The organism is Williamsia sp., assembly GCF_036566845.1.
GTDB lineage: Bacteria > Actinomycetota > Actinomycetes > Mycobacteriales > Mycobacteriaceae > Williamsia.
In genome coordinates this window covers 1-6,549 of the sequence record NZ_DATCVM010000116.1, presented here as the reverse complement: position 1 = coordinate 6,549, position 6,549 = coordinate 1, and the positions used below count along the sequence as shown (strand labels likewise).

Here is a 6,549-nt window from a genome sequence, read left to right as displayed (position 1 = left end):
CTTTTCGTTGTAGAGGATCTCGATGCAGGACGAGATGATCGTTTCCTCGTAGTCGCGCACCGCACTGCCACGGGATAGTTCGATCAGTCCGGACATGGTCTGCAACTGGCGTGCCCGTAGTTCGGTGAGCATCTTGCGGGCCAGCTCCGGGAACACCGCCAGTCGAGGCAGGATCGAGCCGAGGACACCACCGGCGAGAGGGTTGACCCGGCCGTACCCGTATCCGAGGTCGATGACCTGACCGTCGACGGCCTCGATCAGATTGCGGTAGTCCGGCTTCACGTCGGCGAGAACGAGGGTGGTCACTTTCTGCGCGACGCCGCCGAGAACCATCCGGCGCACGAACGAGGACTTGCCGTAACCGTTGAGTCCGAGAACGAACCCGACCGGGGCGGTGATCAGGCCTTCGACGAACCAGGACAACAGGTCGAACAGGACCGGGGCGCCGGTGAGCAGATGACGCCCGACCGGTGTCCCGATCAGCGGAGCACCAGCTCCGACGGCCCACGGCCACATGCCGGCCGCCTGCGCCGAGGAGGCACGGTATTCGACCTGACGGCCGACCGAGGCCATCCGGCCACCGCCCGCACCGCGATAGCCGCGGTCGGAGAGCTTGAGGGCAGGCAGGAGGAACCCTTCTTGTTCTTCGCTTGCCTTCTGCGCCTCCAGGTTCCGGCGACGTTTGTCGTCCATCTTGAGGTGATGGCGAGCCAGTACACCGGCCAAGGTGGGGCCGTGGGAGCGTGCCAGCACTTGCCGGCGCTGTTCTTCGGTGAGGAGCTTGACCATGACCGAGCCCCCTATCCGGCCATCGCCGACGGCATGGAGGCGTGCTCGGGCAAGATGACGCCGATGCCGAGGGAGCCGTAGAACCCGGCCGCCTGGTAGCGGTACGCGCGGCGCACCTTCAACCGCGCCTGCACGGACAGGTCCTTGATGATCGCGTCGATCGCCGGAATGTCCCCGTCGAGAGGTTCGGTGATGGTGATCAAGATGCCGAACCGCACCAGTCCGTGACCACGCGCCTGTTCCTCACGGGCACGGGCGGTCGCTTCCACCTTCAACGTTGCGGTGACCGAGCCGATGCCCTTGCCGCCCTGTTCGGCGATCAGAGCGTTCTTGTAGTCGTTGTCGACGATCTTGACTGCATCCGCGGCCGTGTGCGGGCGGTAGACGATCGCGACCCGCTTACGCGGAATGTCGGGGTTCGGAGCGAGGATGCGGCGCAACACGCCTTCGTCGACCGCGCCGGTCGGCGCCATCTCCATTTCCCAGGTCACCGAGCGGGCACCGTCGTGGATGTACTGGTCGAAGCGTTCTTCGTGCGAGATCGGGCCGGCGTCGGACCAGTCCAACCCGTGTCCTTCCACCGTCGCGTCGGCGCGTTCGATGTCTTCCTGCGAGGCCGGATCAGTCGAGCGGCGAACGAAGGAAATGACGTCCGAGGCTGCCATCGGGCGGACACCGACTCCGGCGGAGCGCATCGCGGCGCACAGACCGGGAAGCCTGCGACCGATTTCGACGGCCTGCTCCGAAGGGTCCTTCTTACGAGCATCGGTGGTCGCTCGGAACGTGACCGCCAAGCGCGGCAGAAGTTGAGCCTGCTCGGTGGCGAACAGTTCAGCCGCCTCGTAATTCGAGTCCTGCGCCAACTGCGGTGCATCCGGTTCGGTCTGGCGAATGACCTCCGCCAGCAACCGGTTTCCGGTCTCGGGCACGCAGTCGATCACCGGGACGACCGAGACCACGTCCGAGGTCTGACCCATCGAGGCGAGGACGACGCCCCACTCCCCCACCCATTCGTTGATCATCGACTGATCGACCGCCTCATCGCCCTGCGGCCACGCCTTGAGGACCACCGTGTACAGGTGAAGTTTGGGCATGTGGATCATCCCGAACCGGTACCCGGCGGCGTCCTCACCCTCGTAGAGTTTCGTGTCCGCGGCCACGCCGGGCAGAAGTGCCTTCCCGCCGGGGATTTCAGAGAACAGTCCACCGCGGTAAATGTTTTCGCGCCGACGGCGCGTCCGGAGCCATTGCATTCTCAATACCGTCAGTTCGTATCCACTCCGTCCGTCCCTGCCCCACACCAGCGGGGCAGCAACGACGACGGAAACCGCCAACACCGTCAGGCCGACCTTGAAACCACCGACCAACATCGATCCCATAACCGCGATCACCAGCACGAAGCAGACGATCGTCGTGCCCCACGTCAGACCGAACAACCCGGAATTACGTGGCTTGGTCCAGCCCGTATAGAGCAAACCGTTCTCGTTTGTGGTGCTCATCGCCGAATCGTGTTCCTTCCCAGATCGGTCTGACTACTCGAATACCGGTCCCCGGCAAGGTCTCCCGCGCCGCGATCGGAGGACTTCGCGCCGGAGCCGACTGCGCCGATCGCCTTACTCGCCTTCGATCCGCCGCCGGAACCCTTGCCGCCACTGCCCGCGCTGCGATATCCGCTGGCACCTTGGGACGTGCGGCCCGATGCCGGAGAGGTCCGCGTGTTCGGCGGCTGACCGAACGCTCCTCCGCGGCCGCCGCCGCGTGAACCTCCGCCGCCACCGCCACCGCCTCCGCCGCCACCGCCCGGACGACCGCCGCCTGCGAAGGACCCGCCGCTGTTTCCGCCGCCGGGTCCGCCGCTGAATGCGCCCGCAGACTTGCTGCCTGCGCCGGCCGACTTACCGGCCGCCATCGACTTGCCGCCGGTAAATGCCGCAGCACCGGCCATCAATGCCATGCCCGTCGCCGCCGCGCCCGAGCCGCCGGACCCCACGGCTGCGACCGCCGGAGCGATCAACCGCTGCAACGCCGGCAGTACCGCAGCGGCGAGCGCGAGCAAGATGATGCCGATCAAGGACTGCTGGAACTGATCCGCCGACGGCGTCTCGCCTTCGGTGATCCGCGCCGAGTCCTGAGCGGAAAGGAATGCCATCGCATACACCAGCGCGCCGATGGGCTTGAACAGCAGAAACGCGAGAATCCAGGACACCAACTTCTGGTACGACTGCGATCCGGTACTCGTTCCGGACGCAGCGGCCGCAACCGGCACAGCCGCGACAGCCACGATCAACAACCCTTGACGAACCACGAGCAACGCAGCCTGAGCCAGCGCGCCCAAGATCCCCACCAGGCCGATCACGAACAGCAGCCCCGGAGAAGCACCGGTGAAGGCACTGACCGCGAGCATCGAGTTCACCATCCCGATCGGGTCTTTGTTCGAGGTGTCGTCGACGATCCACTCGGCGAACCGGTCACCGGCAAGAGTGGCCAACGCGATGATCGAGGCGAACATCGTCGTCGCGAACACCGTGCGCGCCAACGCCTTGTACGTCTCCTCCGCTTCGTTGAGCAGGGCGTGACGTTTCGCGGCCGCCAATTTGATGGCCATGAAAATCACCGACGCGGTCAGCAGTGCCAACTGAATCCAGCCGGTGTACTCCGTGATCGCCTGGAGCGGAGTCGAATTCGCCAGGTCCGGATTTGGCAGCTTGATCCACCACGTCATCGCCATCGTCAGCACCTGAGCCATAGCCTCGAGGAACGACTTGACGATGTCGCCGAACTGCGAATCCCACATCTCGTTGACTTTGTCGCCGGCGAAGGACGTCACCGCAGTGACCGGATTACCTCCGGCATCACAGATTCCTCCGGCAGTTGGGCTGATCAGGGCGCCGCTGCCAGGAATGATGACGTTAGCTATTCCTCCAGCGATGCCCCCGACGGTGTTGCACAGACCGCTCGAATCCTCTTCCTCGGTCTGTGAATCCCCGGGAGTTTGTGGGACATCCTGCGCGGAGGCGACAGACGCACTCCCGAACATGACCAACAGCGCGAGGACGAGCGCGAGGACTACTTTCCTGGCCACCGCGTCCACCCCGCTAACGTCGGAGTCTGGCCGACCTCGTCGGCGTTGCGTTGTGTGAGCTTTAGAGACCAATCCCCGTCCCGCCAGAGCAACTCCAACGGAACGGTGGTCCAGCCGTTGCCGGAAACGTTGTTCCCGGCGTATTCGACAACGGCGTAGTCCGGCGACCAATACTTGAGGCGGTACGCCTCCTGCCGGATGAGTGGAACGGATACGCGGCCGGTTTCACCGTTGGACAGGTGTTGTTTCGCGTTGGAAATGTTGTTCGCCCGTTCAGCTTCAAGTTCAGGTGTGGCGGCGATCGTGCGCTTTTCCATCACGTCGAGGGCACCTTCGACGCTCGACGCTGCTCGATTCCACAGACTGATCCCAGCAAGCGCTGCACCTTGGGGTGTCTGGGCGAAACCGGTGGCCAGGGCGTCGTCGACCTTGGACGGTCCGTCCGATGTGGAGAACGGCATCGGGAAGTTCTGCACCTTCTGCCACATCACCCCGGCAGGCGGAAGTGCTGCGTAATCAGCCGCGCCCCGGTCCGGTTGGCCGGAACGATCCTGATCGAGAGCGACACCGTTCGGATTCGGTGGTACTTCGACCCGGAAGCCGAGTTCGTCGATGTACGGCAATCCCCAGTCCGAGCGGTCTTGCTGAGGAGCGATCGTCGTTCCCGGTTGAGGCTGCGGGGTCGGTTCGTCGGTCTTACTGCGATTGATCACCACGGCGATCACCCCGCCCACTACAACGACGACCACGATGATCAGCGCAAGGTAGAACGTCCATTTGCGACCGATGAAGGACTCTTCCTCGCTGCTCTGCGGCTGCTGCTTCGTGGCCCTCATCGGTTGGCCGCCAATGCAATCGCCGACGACGGAAGCCCGTCGACCGAACTCACCCGGCCGCTGGTCTCGTCGTCGCCTGGGAGCAGTAGCTTCCAGTCGTCGCCCGACCACACCACCGTTACCTGTGATGCTGCGAATGACTGATCGGGGAACGCGGAGTACACTGTCACCGCTGCGTTGTCGACGTTGTAGTCGCTGACCTCGTAGCCCACGATCTTCGGTGCTTCTGTTGGAGCCGGCGGGGCAGTGAACGAGAGCAGCTGTCGGCTGATCGCGAAGTCGTCACGAGCAGGACCAGGCGCAACACCTGCGGCCACGACACCGGGCCACTGGTGATCCGGAGCGACCGAAAGCCGCACCGTCTGCTGAATCGCAGCGAGCGCCGCGCCCTGCGGATCGTGGGTGAAGCCGCTGACCGGGCCGGAACCGGAGTTGGTTTTCGGTCCCTGATCTGCGACAGGCAACGCGATTGTTTGGTAGTCCTGCCACCGGACGTTGCTCGGCGGTGCCGACACGTCCGGAGCGTCGGTCGTCGCTACGTCGGTGGGAGTATCGGAGTCGTCGGACCCGCATCCTGCCCCGACCGCCACGACAGCGGCAGCCATGACGGCGAACCCTATGCGTTGGGTGAGTTTCATTGGAAGGAAATGCCTTTCGTCAGATGAGGGTCAGAACGACAACAGGGCGGCAGCGATACCGGACGCACCGGATGCCATGACCGAAACGATCAGGATCACGACAATCGTTTGGGCGGAATCTGTTTCGTGTGGTGACTGTGAGCGGGTGTATGCCAGCCGTCCTGCCGCCCAGATCATCGAGATGGTGAAGATCGCGAACGCGAACCACAGCAGGTAGCGCAGCAGGGTCATGATCGGGTCGGTGACTTCCGGCGGGGGCGTTTTGAATGCCAGAGCTGTCTGTGCGGCCGCCAGCGTGAGGTTCACCATGGGGAAACCCCGTTAGCTGCGGAGACTCCCGCGGTGACGCTCAGGACACCAGCGCCGAGCAGGGCAGACCACTGCGCCCGATCCGACATAGAGCACGGGGTGTACCCCCGAAACCTCTCCCATCCCGTGACCGCAGCCCCGCCGACCGTCGCGACAACCGCGATGACGGTCACCGACCACAATGCCCACTGCGCCGCGCTCACTGGATCGGACCCACGAACAGGAACGTGAGCAGCGCGATCACGACAACGACGATCCCGGCGACTGCCAGCAGAAAGCCCCTGTCCAGCACGCGCATACCCGTGGCCGTCGGCCGACCGTTCGCGTAGTCGTCGGCCGCCTTCGCATGGCCCTGGGTGCAGAGACGATTGCCGTACAAGGCGAGCGTGCCGCCTCCGAGTCCGACCAGGAGCATGATCACGCGGGCAATCACGACAACACGACCGTGTTCATGATCGTTCCTGCGCTGGTGGCGATCACACCGCCGATGAGTGCGCCGACGACGATCTTCGGGGATTCGAGCTGGCCGCCGGAGTACTTTTCCCAGCCGAACTTTCCGCCGGCGTAGACGAGTGCGCACACCCCGGCGAGGACGACGCCCCACAGCAGCCACCGACCGAGTCGGAGGAATCCTTCGGACTTCGGAGGCGCTTCGGGTGTGAGGTCGATCTGAGCGAGAATGTCGATGCCGGTCTGGAGCGTGTGAATAACCATGTGGTGGGCGACCTTTCACTTTTGTTGGGTTTTGATGCGGGCGATGATGGATTCGCGTAAGGCCTTGCCGAGTTCGGCGATGTCCGCCGGAACGTCGTCGGGGCCGCGTTTGCGTTCCGGTTCCGGATCGAACGGTGACCACACCTGCAACGAGGTCGGATCACGTACCAGCGGATACTGT

General features: G+C 64.3%; 7 protein-coding genes and 1 pseudogene. All 8 read right to left on the bottom strand.

Annotated elements, in window-relative coordinates:
• Positions 1-789 (bottom strand): annotated as a pseudogene (locus tag VIQ49_RS11050) (hypothetical protein); the annotation flags it as partial.
• An 11-nt stretch (positions 790-800) separates the two neighbouring features.
• Entirely contained in the window at positions 801-2,288 is a 1,488-nt protein-coding gene (locus tag VIQ49_RS11045; protein ID WP_019749780.1) for an SCO6880 family protein, read from the bottom strand.
• Positions 2,285-3,871, bottom strand: a complete 1,587-nt coding sequence (locus VIQ49_RS11040) for a hypothetical protein (protein WP_285183751.1) — start codon at positions 3,869-3,871, stop codon at positions 2,285-2,287. Before VIQ49_RS11040 ends, VIQ49_RS11045 begins: the two co-directional genes overlap by 4 nt.
• A complete protein-coding gene (locus VIQ49_RS11035; protein ID WP_019749782.1) occupies positions 3,856-4,707 on the bottom strand; it encodes a hypothetical protein in 852 nt (283 codons plus the stop codon). The genes VIQ49_RS11040 and VIQ49_RS11035 overlap by 16 nt, the downstream gene beginning before the upstream one ends.
• Positions 4,704-5,312: a hypothetical protein gene (locus VIQ49_RS11030; protein ID WP_257217705.1), complete on the bottom strand. Its 609-nt coding sequence runs from the start codon at positions 5,310-5,312 to the stop codon at positions 4,704-4,706. Before VIQ49_RS11030 ends, VIQ49_RS11035 begins: the two co-directional genes overlap by 4 nt.
• Before the next feature lie 63 nt (positions 5,313-5,375).
• Complete coding sequence (locus tag VIQ49_RS11025; RefSeq protein WP_019749784.1) at positions 5,376-5,654, bottom strand: hypothetical protein; 279 nt, start codon at positions 5,652-5,654, stop codon at positions 5,376-5,378.
• A 199-nt stretch (positions 5,655-5,853) separates the two neighbouring features.
• Positions 5,854-6,087: a hypothetical protein gene (locus VIQ49_RS11020; RefSeq protein ID WP_019749786.1), complete on the bottom strand. Its 234-nt coding sequence runs from the start codon at positions 6,085-6,087 to the stop codon at positions 5,854-5,856.
• On the bottom strand, positions 6,084-6,368 hold the full coding sequence (locus tag VIQ49_RS11015) for a hypothetical protein (protein ID WP_019749787.1): 285 nt from the start codon (positions 6,366-6,368) through the stop codon (positions 6,084-6,086). Before VIQ49_RS11015 ends, VIQ49_RS11020 begins: the two co-directional genes overlap by 4 nt.
• Between the last annotated feature and the right edge of the window lie 181 nt (positions 6,369-6,549).

Bases quoted from the DNA above. Each gene is read 5' to 3' on its own strand.
- VIQ49_RS11045 (WP_019749780.1), bottom strand. From the start codon at position 2,288: ATGAGCACCACAAACGAGAACGGTTTGCTCTATACGGGCTGGACCAAG.
- VIQ49_RS11035 (WP_019749782.1), bottom strand. From the start codon at position 4,707: ATGAGGGCCACGAAGCAGCAGCCGCAGAGCAGCGAGGAAGAGTCCTTC.
- VIQ49_RS11030 (WP_257217705.1), bottom strand. From the start codon at position 5,312: ATGGCTGCCGCTGTCGTGGCGGTCGGGGCAGGATGCGGGTCCGACGAC.
- VIQ49_RS11025 (WP_019749784.1), bottom strand. From the start codon at position 5,654: ATGGTGAACCTCACGCTGGCGGCCGCACAGACAGCTCTGGCATTCAAA.
- VIQ49_RS11015 (WP_019749787.1), bottom strand. From the start codon at position 6,368: ATGGTTATTCACACGCTCCAGACCGGCATCGACATTCTCGCTCAGATC.